This window comes from Chitinophaga sp. W3I9 (assembly GCF_050434025.1).
GTDB lineage: Bacteria > Bacteroidota > Bacteroidia > Chitinophagales > Chitinophagaceae > Chitinophaga.
Map to the genome: position 1 here is coordinate 989,751 of NZ_JBNPWC010000001.1, position 17,777 is coordinate 1,007,527.

General features: G+C 46.4%; 13 protein-coding genes. 4 read left to right on the forward strand and 9 right to left on the reverse strand.

From position 1 onward, the window contains the following. Positions 1–16: 16 nt before the first annotated feature. A complete protein-coding gene (locus tag QFZ51_RS04395; RefSeq protein WP_429043569.1) occupies positions 17–2,305 on the forward strand; it encodes a GH92 family glycosyl hydrolase in 2,289 nt (762 codons plus the stop codon). 191 nt (positions 2,306–2,496) lie between these two features. Here QFZ51_RS04395 and QFZ51_RS04400 read toward each other — a convergent pair whose 3' ends face one another. From QFZ51_RS04400 to QFZ51_RS04415, 4 genes are all read right to left on the reverse strand, one after another. Further along, on the reverse strand, positions 2,497–3,585 hold the full coding sequence (locus tag QFZ51_RS04400) for a family 10 glycosylhydrolase (protein ID WP_429043572.1): 1,089 nt from the start codon (positions 3,583–3,585) through the stop codon (positions 2,497–2,499). A gap of 5 nt (positions 3,586–3,590) precedes the next feature. Beyond that, positions 3,591–4,691 (reverse strand): carbohydrate-binding family 9-like protein, encoded by a 1,101-nt coding sequence (locus QFZ51_RS04405; RefSeq protein WP_429043575.1) that lies wholly within the window; start codon positions 4,689–4,691, stop codon positions 3,591–3,593. Beyond that, on the reverse strand, positions 4,688–5,077 hold the full coding sequence (locus QFZ51_RS04410) for a GxxExxY protein (protein ID WP_429043577.1): 390 nt from the start codon (positions 5,075–5,077) through the stop codon (positions 4,688–4,690). Before QFZ51_RS04410 ends, QFZ51_RS04405 begins: the two co-directional genes overlap by 4 nt. A gap of 217 nt (positions 5,078–5,294) precedes the next feature. After that, positions 5,295–7,346 carry a M13 family metallopeptidase gene (locus QFZ51_RS04415; RefSeq protein ID WP_429043579.1) on the reverse strand — a complete coding sequence of 684 codons (2,052 nt, stop codon included), beginning with the start codon at positions 7,344–7,346 and terminating at the stop codon, positions 5,295–5,297. Between the two features lie 139 nt (positions 7,347–7,485). Between QFZ51_RS04415 and QFZ51_RS04420 the strand changes: the two genes are divergently transcribed. From QFZ51_RS04420 to QFZ51_RS04430, 3 genes are all read left to right on the forward strand, one after another. Next, positions 7,486–8,667, forward strand: coding sequence for a DUF5009 domain-containing protein (locus QFZ51_RS04420; protein WP_429043581.1), 1,182 nt, complete (start codon positions 7,486–7,488; stop codon positions 8,665–8,667). 153 nt (positions 8,668–8,820) lie between these two features. After that, complete coding sequence (locus QFZ51_RS04425; protein ID WP_370909084.1) at positions 8,821–9,078, forward strand: hypothetical protein; 258 nt, start codon at positions 8,821–8,823, stop codon at positions 9,076–9,078. Between the two features lie 7 nt (positions 9,079–9,085). Then, positions 9,086–9,337 carry a hypothetical protein gene (locus QFZ51_RS04430; protein ID WP_370909085.1) on the forward strand — a complete coding sequence of 84 codons (252 nt, stop codon included), beginning with the start codon at positions 9,086–9,088 and terminating at the stop codon, positions 9,335–9,337. 1 nt (position 9,338) lies between these two features. On the opposite strand, the gene QFZ51_RS04435 is transcribed toward QFZ51_RS04430, so the two are convergent. The 5 genes from QFZ51_RS04435 to QFZ51_RS04455 all read right to left on the reverse strand — a co-directional run bounded on the left by QFZ51_RS04435 (position 9,339) and on the right by QFZ51_RS04455 (position 17,324). After that, a complete protein-coding gene (locus QFZ51_RS04435; protein WP_429043584.1) occupies positions 9,339–11,231 on the reverse strand; it encodes a monovalent cation:proton antiporter-2 (CPA2) family protein in 1,893 nt (630 codons plus the stop codon). A 1-nt stretch (position 11,232) separates the two neighbouring features. Beyond that, on the reverse strand, positions 11,233–11,838 hold the full coding sequence (locus tag QFZ51_RS04440) for an NAD(P)H-dependent oxidoreductase (RefSeq protein WP_429043586.1): 606 nt from the start codon (positions 11,836–11,838) through the stop codon (positions 11,233–11,235). 73 nt (positions 11,839–11,911) lie between these two features. Continuing rightward, positions 11,912–13,762 carry a chloride channel protein gene (locus QFZ51_RS04445; RefSeq protein ID WP_429043589.1) on the reverse strand — a complete coding sequence of 617 codons (1,851 nt, stop codon included), beginning with the start codon at positions 13,760–13,762 and terminating at the stop codon, positions 11,912–11,914. A 16-nt stretch (positions 13,763–13,778) separates the two neighbouring features. Beyond that, positions 13,779–14,687, reverse strand: coding sequence for a transglutaminase domain-containing protein (locus tag QFZ51_RS04450; RefSeq protein ID WP_429043591.1), 909 nt, complete (start codon positions 14,685–14,687; stop codon positions 13,779–13,781). Positions 14,688–14,720: 33 nt separating this feature from the next. Then, positions 14,721–17,324, reverse strand: coding sequence for a hypothetical protein (locus QFZ51_RS04455; protein WP_429043594.1), 2,604 nt, complete (start codon positions 17,322–17,324; stop codon positions 14,721–14,723). Between the last annotated feature and the right edge of the window lie 453 nt (positions 17,325–17,777).

Here is a 17,777-nt window from a genome sequence, read left to right on the forward strand (position 1 = left end):
TTAAAGGTTTTTGATTATGAACACGGGATTCAAGATAGGTAGTGCATTTGCGTTATCTGCTATGCTGTTTCACGGCATTCAAACAAGTGCACAGAAGAAGTCAGCATCATTGCCAGGCTTTGTTGAAAGTAAATCAGTTGCTTCAGTAGATCCTTATATCGGCTCCGGGGGCCACGGACACGTATTTGTTGGCGCCAGCGTTCCATACGGCGCAGTACAAACAGGTCCTACCAACATTGTAAAAGGTTGGGATTGGTGCTCCGGATATCATTATTCAGACAGCGTATTAATAGGCTTTTCCCAGATGCACCTCAGCGGAACCGGTATCGGCGACCTGGGCGATGTACTCATTATGCCCTACACCGGCAAGGTGAGAACTAACCGCGGCACACAGGAAGATCCAACTTCAGGATACGGCTCCCATTACTCCCACGACCGCGAAACTGCTCGTCCCGGCTACTACGCCGTTCAGTTGGACGACTACAATATCAAAGCAGAATTAACCGCTTCAGAAAGAGTTGCTTTTCATAAGTATACCTTCCCGAAAGATCAACCTGCCAATATTATCATCGACCTGAAAGAAGGTATCGGCTGGGATGCGCCGGTAGAAACATTTATCCGCCAGGTAGATGAATATACGCTCGAAGGATACCGCTACTCCAAGGGATGGGCGGAAGACCAACGCCTCTGGTTTGCCATTAAATCAAATGTACCGGTGAAACAATTCCTGGTATTTGATGGAGATAATAAACAAACCGGTAAAGAAGTAAAATCGAAAGAAGCGAAAGGGGTGATTGTATTCGATAAATCGCCCGGACAGGTAATGCTGAAAGTAGGCGTTTCTCCCGTAAGCAGCGAAAACGCACTGGCAAATATAAAAGCAGAAATACCAGGCTGGGACTTCATCAAAACCATTAACAGCGCTAACGCTAAATGGGACAAGGAACTGGCTAAAGTAAGCATTGAAACAAAAGACGAAGCCGCCCGCCGCGTATTTTACACTGCCATGTATCACACCATGATTGATCCGGCATTGTTCAATGACCATGACGGCAGCTACCGCGGCACCGATAAAAAAGTATATACCAATCCAGGCTTCGATAACTACTCCGTATTTTCTCTCTGGGATATTTATCGTTCCTGCGCACCACTCGCCACCATCCTGCATCCTGAAAAGGTGAACAGTTTCGTGAACTCCATGCTCACCATCCACAAACAACAAGGCAAATTGCCGGTATGGCCGCTGATGGGCAATGAAACCAACTGTATGGTGGGCTATCACGCCGTACCGCCTATTGTGGACGCTTACCTGAAAGGATTTAAAGGATTCAACGCAGAAGAGGCTTTTGAAGCCATGAAGGTTACCGCTAACCGCGACGACCTGGGCTTGAAATACGTAAAGGAATTGGGTTACATCCCGGCAGATAAAGAATACGAATCCGTTTCCAAAGCCATGGAATACGCCATCGACGACTGGTGCATTGCAGCCATGGCGAAGAAATTAGGCAAAACTGCCGACTTCGAATACTACAAAAAACGCGCTGCTTACTACCGCAATTATTTCGATAGCACCATCCGTTTTGTACGTCCGCGTATGAGCGATGGCAGCTTCAAAACGCCTTACGATCCGTTTAACTCCGTCCACGAAAAAGGTGACTTCACCGAAGGTAACGGCTGGCAATACACCTGGCTGGTGCCACAGGACGTGGAAGGACTGATCCAATTGATGGGTGGCGACGATGCGTTCACCAACAAACTCGACAGCCTCTTCACCGCTAAAGGCGATATGGGCGCGGAAGCATCCAGCGATATCTCCGGTCTCATAGGTATGTATGCGCATGGTAATGAGCCAAGTCATCACGTTACCTATATGTACGCATTCTCCGGTTATCAATGGAAAACCGCTGAAAAAGTAAGACAGGTAATGAAAGAATTTTACTTCGATCAGCCGGAAGGTCTTGCTGGTAACGAAGATTGCGGCGCGATGTCGTCCTGGTATGTATTCTCCTCCCTGGGCTTCTACCCTGAAAACTCGGCCAGCGGCACCTATGTATTAGGCAGCCCGCTGTTCGACAAAGCAACTATTAAAGTAGGCGCCGGTAAAACTTTCACGGTACAAACCATCGGCAACAGTGCAGAGAACATCTATATCCAAAGCGTTACCCTTAACGGTAAACCATATACGAAGAGTTTCATCACTCACCAGGATGTGGTAGCCGGCGGAACGCTGGTAGTTAAAATGGGCAACAAACCCAACCTCAGCTTTGGTAAGGCTGCAGCGGACAGACCATCAAACGCGCTTTAGCGGAGGCTGTCTTACTCAGGATTACGCTGATTTTATTGATTTTCGGGATTTGATCACGTTGGATTTAAAATGATTATGGGAGATATAAGCGAAAATATCCGCTTATATCTCCCATAATCATTTTAAATCCAAAAAGTAAAATCAATGTAATCAGCAAAATCAGCGTAATCCTGAGTAAGACAACCTACGCGTTAGGCATTCTCGCCCAGCACGCGCAATACCTCTGGTGTTACGTTGCCGAAGATGGAAACGCCTGCCGCGCCATGCTGGATGGCCAGTTTAACAGCTTCGGCCAGGTCGGCGTAGTTGCCATGGAAGTCCGGGAGGTACAGGCCTGCGTATAATGGAAAGGCGCCATGGAGCCCCTTCACACCTTCTGCTACCGCATCGCCGATCCAGCTCACGTTTTCCCTGTAAAAGCCATGATAGATCATTGGGCAGATGGCGTTCAATGGCCAGTTGGTCCAATCCTGGCGTACGATACGTTTGGCGATTTCAGGAGTAGGGAATACTGCTGCGGAAATTGGCTTTTTATGTTGCCGGGCTACTTGTGCGAGATTGCTCACCACATTAGTGATCCGGTCGTAGCGGAACTTGCGCCAGGAAGGACTTTGATCGGGATGCTCTATTTGTAAAGGATCTGCGCCATGTTTTTCTTTATAGGCATTGCGGCATTGTTCGCAATAGCAGAAATCGTATTCTGGCAATTCCTTCGACTGATCAATACCATAATTACTCCAGAGGTTCACGGGTAATATCACATCGCAGTAACGGACATAGTCGAGATGGATGCCATCCACGTAATCCAGTGAAAGGATTTTTTCCACCTGGTCTTTCAGATAATTCACTACCTCCGGTTTGCTGGGACATAGCCAGCGGTAGTAATCCACATAGGGAGGATGGTTGGCGCAGGATTCACCTTTGCGGTTTTGCGCATACCATTCCGGGTGACTGGCAAGCAGTTCTTTTTCCCCGCGATTCATAGTCCACATCCAGCGGTGAGCGTTGATGCCGTTGGCTTTAGCGGTTTTAAAATGCAGTTCGCTATCTTCCTCAAACATAATATCCGTGATCCCTGCTTTTCTGTAAGCAGCGTATCTTGCTTTTAAGACAGCGGCGGTATCTTTATGATCCGGATTGATCCACACGCGGTGTTGCACGGCATTCTTTTCCAGTGTGGGCGCTGTTTCTTTTGCAGTAGCTGCGCTGGCCGGCAGCGCAGATTTCGCCAGTGCCAATCCACCGATGCCCAATGATTTTATAAAAAGACGTTTATCCATAGCGCTTATTTTCTGTTACTATACACTTTACCTTCCTGGTTGATATTTACGGATCCAGCAAAACTACTACCGGTAACGCTAGCGTTATACTGTAATGAAATGCCTTCCATTGATAATGTATATGCTTCTTTATTAGTACCGGTTTGTTTTTCAGAGATCTTCAGCTCTTTTAAGTTTTTAGCATAACGGCCATTGGCTTGCCTAAATTGTAGTTGGGCGCTGTAAATCTGCCAGAGATATTGTTTGGCTTCCTCCGCCGGAGGTAGCTGGAAAGTAGTATTGGCTTTGCTGGTAAACAACAGGTAACCCCACCGTTCAGGCGCATGCATATTCACAATTCCTTGTGGCGACCAAACCCAGTTGTGTTCTGGCTGCTGTTGTTTTACGTACTTGCCGTTTTTAGTATCAGTGTCCCACTCCACCCGCGAAAAATTGATGCGCCACAGGCTATTCTCTCCGGGTCGTTGGTTTTTATTGAAGAAGCTGAGGGCGCTGAAAGGCACGGCCATCTCTACTGTCCACTCTTTATCGGTATCCGACGGATTATTAATAGTGCCATCGATATGTATGGCAGTGATAATTCCTTTGGTGTCCCAGTTGATCAGCGCCTCTCCCATGTTGCGGTAAGGCTTACCCATAAACAGGTCCATCACGGTATTTAAAGCATTGATTTCTATCTCGTAGTATTGGTGGGTATCTCCATCGGGATCTATAAATACTTCAAAGTCATTATCCCGGAAAATAATGGCGTCATGCTCCACCAGTGTTCCCCAGATATGTGGCTCCTGCAGCGTAGCTGCGATATAAAGATATTGCTGGTCCCACATCATCTTCACCCTGGTGCGCAGTGCCGGCGCCGGTTTAGCGTCGCCTTCGATGTCTTTGAAATCTTCCGTCCAGGCGGCTTGTTGCCAGGCGGCTTCATCGAGTTTACCATCGATCACTACTTTATTTTTCGTTTCCTGGCATACGTAGTGGCGGGGTGTTTCGTTTACGGGCTTATACAATTCCAGCCCGGTTTGAGCGGAGGTTGTCTTACTCAGGATTACGCTGATTATAATGATTGCGCTGATAATTTTTTTTGTGATGGAAGGATTTATTGTCATTTATATTTTCCGTTAATGAGTCTTTTAAATTCTAAGCTTGGCCGGCCAAAGTTAATAAGTAATCCGGTTTCTACGTTATATGCTTCGATATAGCTTTTGGCTTGTAAGATGTTTGATTGCTCCATTAATGATAAAGCCTTTAGTTCTACAGCAACAACGTTTTCCACCAGGAAATCAGCTCGTCTGCTTCCCACTACTTCACCTTTATAGTATATAGGCATGTCTTTTTCTCTTTCAAATGGAATTTGTTTTTCGCTCATTTCGATGGCCAATGCACGCTGGTAAATTACTTCCTGAAATCCTGATCCGAGTATCTGATGCACTTGCATGGCACAGCCAATAATTTTTCCGGTAAGCTCCGAATGCTTATAAATTGGGTTAATCATACGTCATGTATTAAGGTTAAACAAACAATGACGCTAATTTAACTATTCCAATAAAAAAAAGAGCCGGATAATTTATCCGGCTAAAAAAAATAAAATCAAAAAAAGTAAAATCAGAACCAATAACTCAAAAGTAAAATCAGTAATAAAATCACAAAGAACAAAATTACGGTAATCAACAAAATCAGCGTAATCCTGGGTAAGACAACCTTCGCGCGCGTTACCAGATGCGTACACGCGCACTATCCGCCCGGTACATGCCATCCCCCGGCTTCACGCCATACACTTCGTAGAAGGCGTCCACGTCGCTAAAAGGACCGTTCACCCTGAATTTGGCGGGAGAGTGTACATCGGTCAGTACCTGCCTGGCCAGCGACTCTTTCTTGGTGTGGCCCAGCCAGCCCAGGGAGTAGCCCATGAAGTACCGCTGCGACGGCGTGTATCCGGCGATCTTTTCGTTCTTCTTATATTGTGCTGTTTTTTTGAACGCTTCCCATCCCAGCAGGATACCGCCGAGATCCGCGATATTTTCACCAAGAGTGGCTTTGCCGTTGATGCGTAAGGTATCTACTACTACGTAGTTGTTGAATTGTTTTACCATGACGGATGCGCGCTCATTGAATTTTTTCTCATCGTCTTTGGTCCACCAGCTTTTCAGGTTGCCGGCGGCATCAAACTGGCGGCCTTCATCATCAAACCCGTGTGTGATTTCGTGGCCAATGGTGGAGGCGCCGGCATAGCCGTATACAACGGCATCGTCCAGCTCTTCATCGCGCTTACCGGGAACGGTGAAGATACCGGCAGGCAACACAATTTCGTTGTTGCTGGGGTTATAGTAGGCATTGTATGTTTGCGGCGTCATATCCCATTCATTACGGTCAACCGGTTTGCCGAGTTTGTTGATCTGGTAGTTTTGCCACCACTGGTGGGCTGCTTCGATGTTCTGATGGTACGATTGTTCCTTGATATCCATTGCAGTAAAATCTTTCCACTTATCGGGATAGCCTACTTTCTTGGTGATCTTGGAGAGTTTGTATAATGCTTTTTGCTTGGTGCTATCGCTCATCCAGTCGAGGTGTTCAATGCGTATTTTCAGTTCCGCACGGATTTCTTCTACCAGGTTTTCATATCTTTTTTTGGCGGTGGTATTAAAGAACTCTTTTACAAACAGTTGGCCGAGGGCCTCTCCCATTGCGCTTTCCTCTGCGTCCAGCACTCGTTTCCAACGCGGTTTCTGCTTGTCTTGTCCTTTGAGAAGGGTACCATAAAATGCGAAGTCGGTGTTGGCGATGGTATCGCTGAGATGTTGGGAGGCTGCGTTGATCAGGTTCCACTTGAGGTAGTCCTTCCAGGTTTGAAGTGGTTGCGATTTAACGGCGTTGCTCAGGTTGGAATAAAATTCCGGCTGGCCAACAATAATTGTATCGGCGAATTTACTGATGCCTTGTTGTTTGATGAACTCATTCCAGTCGATGTTGCCGGCAATTTTATTTAGCTGGGTGACAGCCATCTTATGGTAGTTGGCTTCCGGATCACGGAGTGCTTCCAGTTTGCGGCTGTTTTTAGCCAGGTTTGTTTCCAGTTGTACGATACCGGCAGCAGCCTTTTTAGCGGCGGTGCTGTCGTAGCCAACAAATTGCAGCATTTTAGCAACGTGACCGGGATAGGCATTCCGGATGTTGGTGGTGCGTGCGTCGGTGTTGAAGTAGTAGTCGCGGTTGGGAAGACCCAGCCCGCCTTGTGCCAGCTGCACAGCGATGACGTCACTGTTTTTGGCGTCCTGCCCGATGTACAGGCTGCAGAAGGCACCGGTGTTGATATTCAGCTTGGAGGCCATTTGCACCAGCTGCGGGATGGTGGTAATGGCATCAATGGCTTTCAGCTCCGCTTCAATAGGCTTTATGCCTTCCTGGTTGATGCGCACGGAATCCATTCCGCTGGTCCAGAAGGCGGCAATTTTTTTAGAGATAGGATCGGTAGGATTTTCTACCGCTTTTTCATTGATGATACGCAGGCGTTTGTACAGTTCTTCCTGTACCAGGTTACCGATGCCCCATGAACTGTATTCTGCTGGTATGGGATTGCGTTTTATCCAGCCGCCGTTGGCATAATCAAAAAAATCTTGGGTGGGATTTACGGTGCTGTCTACATTAGCGGCTACTGCGTCGGGGGTGGAAGATGCGTCGGTGCCGGGTTGTTTCTGTCCCTGGTTACATGCAGCAAAGCAGGTAATGGCAGCCAGACCGGTTCCGGTGAGGATGGATTTTATCATAAGCTGTTGAGATTTTGTTATCGGAAGAAAGGTAATTATTTTTTATTACCTGATTATTAAAATGGGCTTAACGGCAGCAGGAGAATATAAAGTAAATAATGTATTTTGGTACAAAGTCATTTCCTTACCTGCAACGCTTATGATCAACAATTTAAAGACTGGCCGCATTTTATCTATCGATGCTTTCCGCGGCATTACTATTCTTGTCATGATTTTCGTTAACAGTGTGGCGGGAGTGAGCGGTATCCCTTCCTGGATGCAGCATGCGCATGGTAATGAAGACCGGATGACCTTTGTAGATGTGGTGTTCCCTGCCTTCCTGTTTATAGTGGGGATGTCGGTACCTTTTGCTATCAATAGCCGGTTGGCAAAGGGAGATACTTTCTGGCAGTTGCAGCGGCATATTGCCTGGCGTACATTGGGTTTGTGGGTGCTGGGTATTTTTATGGTAAATGCTGAAAAGGTGAATGCAGCTGCTACCGGTATGAGTGGCGCCGCGTGGTCACTTCTATTTTATGTATGCGCTATACTGGTTTGGAATGTTTATAAATTTAAAAACGCATGGCTCGCATGGTGTTTCAAGGGTGCGGGCATGATCGGATTGATCATCCTGGCATTGATTTTCCGCGGAGGTGAAGATGGAACGGAGCGATTAACCCCGGATTGGTGGGGTATTTTGGGGTTGATAGGCTGGGCATACCTGTATGCATGTATCATTTACCAGGTGTTTAAAGGTGCGGCGGGCGCCATCATGCTGATGATAGCGGTATGTATCGGGTATTATATTTTATGTAAACAGCCGTTCATGGGAGAATGGGGCTGGCTTACATCGCAGGCAGGTCATGCTGCGCATACTTCCATTGTGTTGTCGGGAATGTTGCTGACATTATTTTATTTTGATGAAGACCTGGGCCTGAAAGGAAGTAAGCTGGTGTCGCGGGTAACGGGATACCTTATTTTACTGTTGATAGCCGGTGTTTTGTTAAGACCTGCTTATAAACTATCCAAGATCCAGGCTACCCCCAGCTGGTGCCTCTATTGCAGTGCTATATGTGTGGCTGTATTTTCCCTGTTATATTTTCTGATAGATGTAAAGCAGGTCAGTAAGTGGACGGCTTTCTTTCGCCCGGCAGGTTCCAATCCTTTGCTCACTTATATCCTGCCGGACATTGTTTTTTATGGCATGTTGCTCGCGGGGATCAGCCTGCCGGCTGTATTGGGAGAAGGACTGCCGGGTATTGCCTGGTGCGCTTTTTTTGCAGTAATCATGCTCTTCCTGGTAAAGGGATTAAACAAGCTGGGAATTCGCCTGCAACTGTAACAATCTTACACACTGCTTCGTTATAACTCTCGTAATGTAGAAAAATATCTACGTGAAATACATCCGTAACCGGGTATAGCGCGTAAATAGTTGTGGCATTTCGTTTGTCCCTTTCATTCATGTAAACAGATTTTGCATCCCAAAAGTTCCCCCATGAAAAAAATTGCAATTGTATTAGCGTCAGCAGGATTGATTTTAGCTATCTTAGCGCAGTACGCCTTAGTCAACGACTGGATGTGGTTCAAAGTGTTCCACACCCTTGGGTTTATAGGCTACATATTGATCATCAGCGGTCTTGCTTGTTTTTGCCTGTGGTTGATTCATCAGTTTTCCCGTGATGAAAAAAACAGGATAAAACGTTACTATCATCGCCAGCACGATGAAAGCGAAGTGAATACTGCACAACGGTAATAACGATATGTCTGACTTCTTCACACTTAAATTTGAATACAACGGGCATCCGCACATCCTGGATGTGCAAACCGCTCATCAGCAATTCAAAACGGTTTATAAGGTAGCCGTTCAGGAACATGAAATTACTTTTGAGCCTGATGAAGAAGGCTACGTACGCGCTGTTTCCAGCAAGCCTATGCACGATCATTTAAATCCTGTAGATGTAGGATTGCTACATCATGTGGCAGAACTCATTATCCAGCATATTCAGCAATAAATTATTCCTCATCAATTTTTTCTCCCCGGATCTCGTCACGCAATGATTCAGGGTCCCATCCCTGCCCTTCATCCAGCCAGGTTTTTACACGGTCGGAGGAAATGAGCTTTTCCATTTCATCGATACGTTCCTTCATGGAACTGATGTATTGTTTTTTATCATCGCGCAATGCAGATAAGCCTTTCAGGGTGCGTTCATCCTGGCGGAAGAAAGTCCGTGCGGCACGTTCACTCCGGTAAGCCCTTCCACCCAGCATGCGCAGGGCATCCACGCCAACACGCAGGGAAGTGTCTACCGTTTCGCGGTAAATATGTAGTACGCCCAGGTCCATCAGTTCAAAAGTATCTTCATTATTTTCTGCCCTTACCAACAGTTGCAGATGAGGAAAATACCGTTGGGCCATTCTCACTATTTCCAGTGTTTGTTCCGCATGATCAGTGGCAATGATCAGCATTTTTGCATCTTTAGCGCCGGCGGCAACCAGCAGGTCATAACGGGACGCATCTCCATAATATACTTTAATACCCAGGTTGTGCAGCGCATCTACCCGGTCGGAATCCAGGTCGAGGATAGTAGCATTAATACCATTGGCCCGCAGGAAACGCCCGGTCATGCTGCCGAAGCGGCCAAAGCCTGCAATGATCACCGGGTTCTTTTCGTTGATCTCATCTGCTTCCCTTTCCGCTTTTACTTCTGAGCGGGTATAATACGGTTGAATCACTTTTTCATATAGCAGCATAATCAGCGGGGTAAGCGCCATGCTGATGGCTACTACTGCTGTTATCATGGCGGTCATTTCCTTACTCATCAGCCGCGTTTGACTGGTAAACGACAGCAACACAAACGCAAACTCCCCGATGTCTGCGAGGGCAAAAGCAAAGAGCAGGTTCTGGTCGGTGCTCAGCCTGAATATTTTTCCCAACAGCAACAACACAATACCTTTCAGGGCCATGATCCCTACTACCAAACCCATGATCAGCCAGGGCTGTTCCATGATCAGCCTGAAATCAATAGACGCACCAACCGCAATAAAAAATAAGCCGAGTAACAATCCCTTGAAAGGTTCAATATCACTTTCCAGCTCATGGCGGTATTCACTGTTGGCAAGTACCACGCCGCCCAAAAATGCTCCCAGCGCAGAGCTGAGGCCCACCAGGTTCATCAGCACAGCAATGCCAACCACCATCAGCAAGGCCGTGGCGGTAAATAATTCGCGTACACGGGTCCGGGCAATGATACGCATCAGCGGCCGCACCAGGTACATGCCTGCAATAATGATGATGGCTACTGCGCCCAGCACTACCAGTGTTTGCGCCCATCCGGGTAAATTATCCCTCAGGGAGGCGCTGTGTGGAGCGGCATCTGCTGCGACATTACCAGCGAGCAATGGAAATATGGCCAGCATCGGGATCACGGCAATATCCTGGAACAGCAACACCGAAAAGGCGCTCTGCCCGGCAGATGTGCCCATCCACCCTTTTTCATTCAGCGTTTGCAACACAATGGCGGTGGACGACAACGAAAGGATCATGCCCAGTGCCAGCGATGTGTTGATGGGTTGTCCTACCAGGTAGGCAATGCCCGCAATGGCAGCGGCACTGATTATCACCTGCAGCCCTCCCAGTCCGAGTATGGAGGAACGCAGCCGCCACAACAGCGCCGGTTCCAGCTCTATCCCTATGAGGAACAGCATCATCACTACACCGAATTCCGCAAAATGCATAATATCTTCTCCCTCTCTTCCTATAAAACCCAGTAAAGAAGGGCCTATGATAATACCTGCGATCAGGTAGCCTAAAACAGCTCCCAGTCCCATCTTTTTGGCCAGCGGCACAAACACGATGGCTGCAGCGAGGTATACCATCGACTGAAATAGTAAAGAATGTTGATCCATATTATCTGGTTTGAGCGGGTAGTTGAAGTATTTGACGGAGATTTTCCAGGCCAGGCAAAGGTGAAAGATCAAACTTATCGTCGCGGAGACGTTCCAGCACCTGTTTCAACTGGGCCGTATCTTCCTGGATATCTGAAATATCCTGCCGGTGAACGCCATATATCACAAAAGGAGCCGCATAATGCATATTGCATAATTTGGCGGTTTGTATAAAAGGCAGCAGGAATTCATGCACGGTATGTCCGTGGTGACCATCCGGTTGATAGGAATGTTCGGCGCCCCCTGCTGTGATAATATTGCTGAAATACTTTCCCTGTAAGGCTTTGCCGGTATGTCCATATGCCCAGCCGTGCTCCAGCACCAGGTCGATCCACTGCTTTACAATAGCTGGTGCACTGTACCAGTAAAAAGGATGTTGCATAAAAATAATATCATGCTGCTCCAGCAACTTTTGCTCACGGGCTACATCCACATCCAGATCAGGGTATTGTTCATACAGGTCGTTGAAAGTAATCCCCGGGATATTTTTAACCACCCGCAGCAACTGGGAATGTACCCTGGATTTTTCCAGGGCGGGATGTGCAAAATTTATCAGAACTCTCGCCATTATTGGATTTTCGTATAAAGGAATTTAGGTATTTTGTTTCAAACATAGTCCTTCTGTGATAACGAATTCCGTATCAACCTTCCGAATACTCCTGTAAAAGCAGCCGGTACTTATTGAGGATACTGGATTTGGAGATAAAGCCCACCAGTTGTTGATCCTGTATTACCGGCAGGTTCCAGGCCTGGGCCGTATCAAATTTTTTGATCACTACGTTAATGTTATCTTTTAAATTAACCACCGCCGGCGGGGCGTGCATCAGCTTCTTTACGGTAACGGTATCGTACAGTTCAGGATTAAACATAATCGGCCTGATTTCATCCAGCGTAATAACGCCTTCAAACAGTTGTTCGTGGTTCACTACCGCAATAATATTCCGGCTGCCTTCTTTCACCAGTTCTATAATATCCCGCAGGGTGGCGTCAATAGAAATTGTTTGTACATCTTTTTCAAGAAGGTCCTCCATTTTCAGGAGTAGCAGGATGTTTTTATCATGGGCATGCGTAAATACTTTGCCATCTTTGGCCAGTTCTTTAATTTCCGGGGAGATAGGTGAAAACCATTTTGCCATCAGGAAAGAGATGGTAGAAACAATCATCAGCGGAATAAAAAGATCGTACCCGGAGCTGGATTCGGCAATCAGGAAGATGGCCGTTAGCGGGGCATACATTACACCGGCCATTACGCCGGCCATACCAACAATCACGAGGTTGGTAACCGGAATATCGGTGAATCCCATCTGCTGACAAACCATGGCGTAAAAGAATCCCAGGAATCCGCCGGCAAACAGTGATGGTGCGAAGTTCCCGCCGTTACCACCGCTTTGTATGGTGACGGAGGCGGCCAATGCTTTCAGCAGGCACACGCAGCCGGTAAACACCACTATCATCCAGCTTTGCAGGGGAAGATACCGGAAGAAACTATTTTGAAGAATGGCCTCGCCATTGCCGGCCGCCAGCGATTTCACGCTGGAGTAGCCTTCACCGAATAAAGGAGGCAGCGCCACGCAGAGGGCAGATACCAGCACACCGCCCAGGAGGGCGCGTTGTATCGCTGTCCAGTTTAGCGAGTGGAAAAAATGTTCTATTTTTTGTGAGATGACCACGTAATATCTTGCATAAAATCCGCTGAGTATGCCCAGGGCTATGTAATAAGGTACGTTATGATAGTTAAAGGCAACCCTCGACTCGAAATGAAACAGCGCTTCTTCCTGTAAAATAATTTTAGAGAGCAAGCTGCCGCAAACGGCTGCCACAATCAGCGGCATGAAATCAGAAAACACCACGCCCGTGAGTAATATTTCAAAAGCAAACATCATCCCGGCAATCGGTGCATTGAATGCCGCCGCTATCCCGGCGGTAGCGCCGGCCGCCAGTAACAGCGTACGTTCTTTATAGCCAAGTTTATAGGTACGCGCATAATTGGAGCCCAGTGCTGCACCGGTAACTGCAATGGGACTTTCCAATCCGGCTGAGCCGCCAAGCCCCACAGTGATAGCACTCTGTAATATTTGTGAATACATTTTTACGGGTGGGATCAGGCTGGAGTTCCGGGCTATTTCGTGCAGGATTGCGGGAATCCCTTTCCTCGATTGCCCCTTGAAAAACCAGATGACCATGAGGGTAGTGAGCACAATTCCCAGGAAGGGAAACACCACATAAAAAATAACCTGTGTGCTGAAATGTACTTTATAGGTGATTACATAATGAATGTAATGGACGAGGCTTTTTAAGACAACGCCTGCTAACCCTGCCGAACAGCCTACCAGTATACCTGAAAGCAGCAAGAACTGGCTGCGGCTCATTTTGCTGTGTAACCAATGTAATATGAGCTCATAGCTTTTGGCACTCTTTAAACTGTATTGTTCAAAATCCTTTTTGAATCGAAAAAAGCTATGGTATTTCCGCAGGCGGTTAAATTGACTCATGCGGCAAATTTAAGGATCAAAGCTCAATCAGTGCATAAACTTTATCATTCATATAAGGACCGCCAGGGCGACGGGCCGTGTAATCCAGGTTAATCCAGTACTCCCCTTTCAGTTCGTGATAGTATATTTCTTTCACGGCTGGCTTCGGAAAAAGTGTGATGATGGCCTGCTTCATGATTTCAAACTCTTGTTTATCACCGCAATATAGCTCCGGGTAGGCATGGCCTTTCACCAGTACAATACGGCATCTTGCCCCGATCGATTGCAGGCAGGACGTCATGAGGATGGAGTGGTCGTCGCAGTCGCCCCCCAAACCATTTTGTATGGTTTCCTGTGCAGTGGCGAAGTATTCGTCGCGCCGGGAATCCAGCACATATTTAAACTGGCCGTTGATATAACGGAACAGGGAAAGGAACCGGGTTATTTTCCCGTATTTATAAAAATATTCGTCGTAGTAATCGAGGGAGTGTTTTACGGAGAAGTTGCGGACCACCGAGTCCTGGAAATTAATTTTTTCCCGCATGCCGCGTACGGTTTTATCGCGGTAGCTTTCTACTCTTCTCGGATAAAGACTGAGGATATCCAGTTGTTTGCTGCCTTTGGTGTTAAGGTTGCCCTGTACCATACCTTTATAGTCGTTGAGTACATTATAAAAGGTATAGCGGTCAGTAACTTTATTAATGACCATTACACTGCATACCAGTAAAAAGATGGGAATAATCAGTGGCCTGAACACCCAGCGGAGCAAATAAACAACTATGAAACTCGCTACCACGGCCAATAATAGGTCGATGTGCCAGCCGTTCGCTACGATGGGAGGTGTAAAGCTGTTGATATAGGGTGCCAGCAATAATAAGGTCAACAAACTCAATGTGTTGAACAATATATTCTGTGCTACGGTATATTTGCTTTCGTCTATGGCCATTATGCTACGCAATAAAGCAAAATTATGCCATAATCACCTCGCAAAGTTTGAAACGGCCTGTTTAAAGGAAGTACTTTTCCGGATGAGTTCTATTTGCTGAACCGTATCATTTTTCTGTTTATCCATTTGCAGCTGCTGATAGATTTTATTCAGCAATCCGAAATTCATCAGCGCCAATACTTTGAAATCCAGTTTTTGCGCGTTCTCTACAGCTGTTTCTGCAGTGCGGATAGCTTTATTGAATTCGTGTTCATTAAAATATACGCCCGCGTATAATAATTTCTGCACAGACTCCAGGTATTTTCCGCCGAAATAATCGGCAGAATATTTCTTGATCACCTGGTCGGTGTGCCGGCAGATCCGCGCAGCGGAAGCTGTTTGGCCCAGGCCGAGGTAGGCTTGCGCCTGCCAGCAGAGTAACATGAGGCGTAGTGAATCTGTTTTACGGTGTTGTAAAGAAGGATATGTTTCAAAAATCCGGGTAGTAAAGCTGAGGAGGTGTTCGTTGTCTCCCAGCAGGGTGAACACGATCCCCATATTACGGAATACGATTTCCTGGGGTTCACTGATAGGTTTCTTACCACCGCTGGTGCCGGTCCAGTAGCGGAAATAGTTATAGATCTTCTCCCGGATATCTTCGTTTATAATACCAAATTTGAGGAATTCATAGATGAAGAGCTGGATTTCATAAGGTGTTACCCAAAGCTCATCTTCAAATTCATCGGCTGCGTAGATTTTCTTAATATTATTGAGTTCTATTTCGCACTGTTCTGCATCGAGTTGCAGCAGGGCCATTGTAAATAATTTGCTCCTGATTTTGAGCTTGTCTTCCCGGGCTTCGGCAAGTCCCAGCAAAGCGTTAAGTACTTTGCGTTTCCTGAAATGAATAAATTCGTCACTGATAAAAGGGCCAATAGGGTTCTTCTTGAAGAAGCCCGCGGGGAAGATGGATTTGAGTTCACCCTGGTTGTTGCCATCATGCTGGTAGTGTAATACGAGGTATTCCAGCAGGTGGGATTTTTCTATGTTGGATAATGGTAAATGCAACATTTTGATGATGCCATCGATCTGCGCATGGTTGATAGCGTAGCGGAGCAGCCATCTGAATACGCCGATGCGGTAAGGCGACTGTGGCAGGTGTTCGAGTATTGCCATTAGCAGGGGCTCGTTTATTTCCTGGCCGTTTTCTTTCAGGTAGTGCATGGCCACAAAATATTCGAGCAACATGGTATGGGCAAAGCGCACCTTCACATTGAACATAATTTCCTGGCTCAGGTTTTCTTCCACCAATATATTATCGGCCAGTAGTTCTTTGTAGGCAGGGAACAGATCGGCATTCTGGGTGAGCAGCAAATTTTTATCTGCGTAGATCCCTGTTCTGCCGAGGTCGAGCAGGGTGAGTAATTTTTCAATGATTTTTATTTTGAAAGAATTGCTTTGCGAATTGAACACGCGGTTCTGAATAAAGCGCGATACAATTTCGAACAGGCTAAGGTGTTCATCTACAAAGGTTTGATCCGGGCCGCTGTTGAGCTGACAAAATAGTTGCAGGTAATAAGGATAACGCAGTTTTTGCAGGAAGTTTTCAGAAAACAGCCGTACGGTAGCGGGATCAAACTGGTGGTTATAAAGAATAGACTTCACTTCCTGTTCCGTAAGCCGGGGCATATTGATATTGGTTTCCTCATCCATTTCAGCGCCCAGGTACCAATAGCGCCGGAAGGCGGGGTATTGCTGGGAGTGCTGGAATATTTCGGCCCAGGTACTGCTCCGGATGGAAAGGATCACTTTCACCCAGGGGTATAAGTCGTTGGAATACACAAAGTCTTCCAGCTTGGAATATAGCAGGCGGAGTTTCTCGCCGGCTACGGCGATTTCATCGAAGCCGTCTATTATTAATATAAGGCGTCCGCCTTTTTTATCGAAGTGGCTGGAAAAGTATTCGCGGAAGTTTTCACCATTACCGAGGTTCATCTGGTTATCGAGCCAGGAGGAAAGGGAGAATCCTTTCAGCAGGAGGCTGCCGGCCGCATGAGCATGGATGAACCAGCAAACGTCCTGTTTATAACGGGCTTCTTTGCCAAACCAGCAATGTTCTGCGAGGTGTACCAATGCCAGCGACTTACCCCATCCTGATGGCGCTATTAACGCGGTAGCGGCGTAGTCGCTTTCCAGGAATTTTTCGATGTGGGCATTACAGAAGGGCCGGTGAACGGTATACGGAAAAGCAATGCCAGAGCGGTTTTTGAGGGTTAGCATCGTGTAATGGGAAACTGCGTCTGCCTTGTTTTTCAGGTCAGACCATTTTCCATTATCCAATGCTACGGCCGAAGTAGCCGCATTGGTGGCAGTGGAAGCGGTGTTCATCTTCCGGTAGTGATGTTGCTGAAAATCTTCCCAGTCTTTATATTGGCAATATTGCGAAAGGGTATTCAGGGTATATCTGGAGAAGCTGTGTTGAGCAACAGCAAATCCGAACACCCTTTTAAGCGTAGTTTCGCTTACCAGTTTCGTGGTGTTATCCAATATGGACTGAGAGAGATGTTTGCAATCTCCTGGCAACATGACTTCAACACCGAACCTGCGGAGAACTTCATTCTGCAGGGTAATGATAAAGTCATAGGATAGATCAATCATAGGGGACAATAAATGGATTTTCGAATTGTCGGTACCTGTTTAATTACGTATCGTATTTGCGTTTAGATTTTCGGAAGACCGAATGAACAAAATGAACAGAAAATATTAAATTGAATTATATATATGAAAATAAATAATAAAACTAATTTTATTATTAGTTGTCATCTGGATATCATATATAAATATGATGACGTACAGCATAATGTTTCTATATGAGTATATATTATATATTATTTTCCAGTACTTTGACTGTAATGAAAACGGACAAATAACTTTATTAGCCAGCCCCGAAATTTTTCTTTTTCCTGTTTTAAATGCAATGGTCCCTTATTTTCCTGCCTGTTTTTCTCCAACTCCTACCTTCCGAATGAACAAAATGAACAGTAAAAACGAAGATTGAACAAACTGAATTGTCAGCCGGAAATGAACAAGAAAGACACATCCAAAAATCAG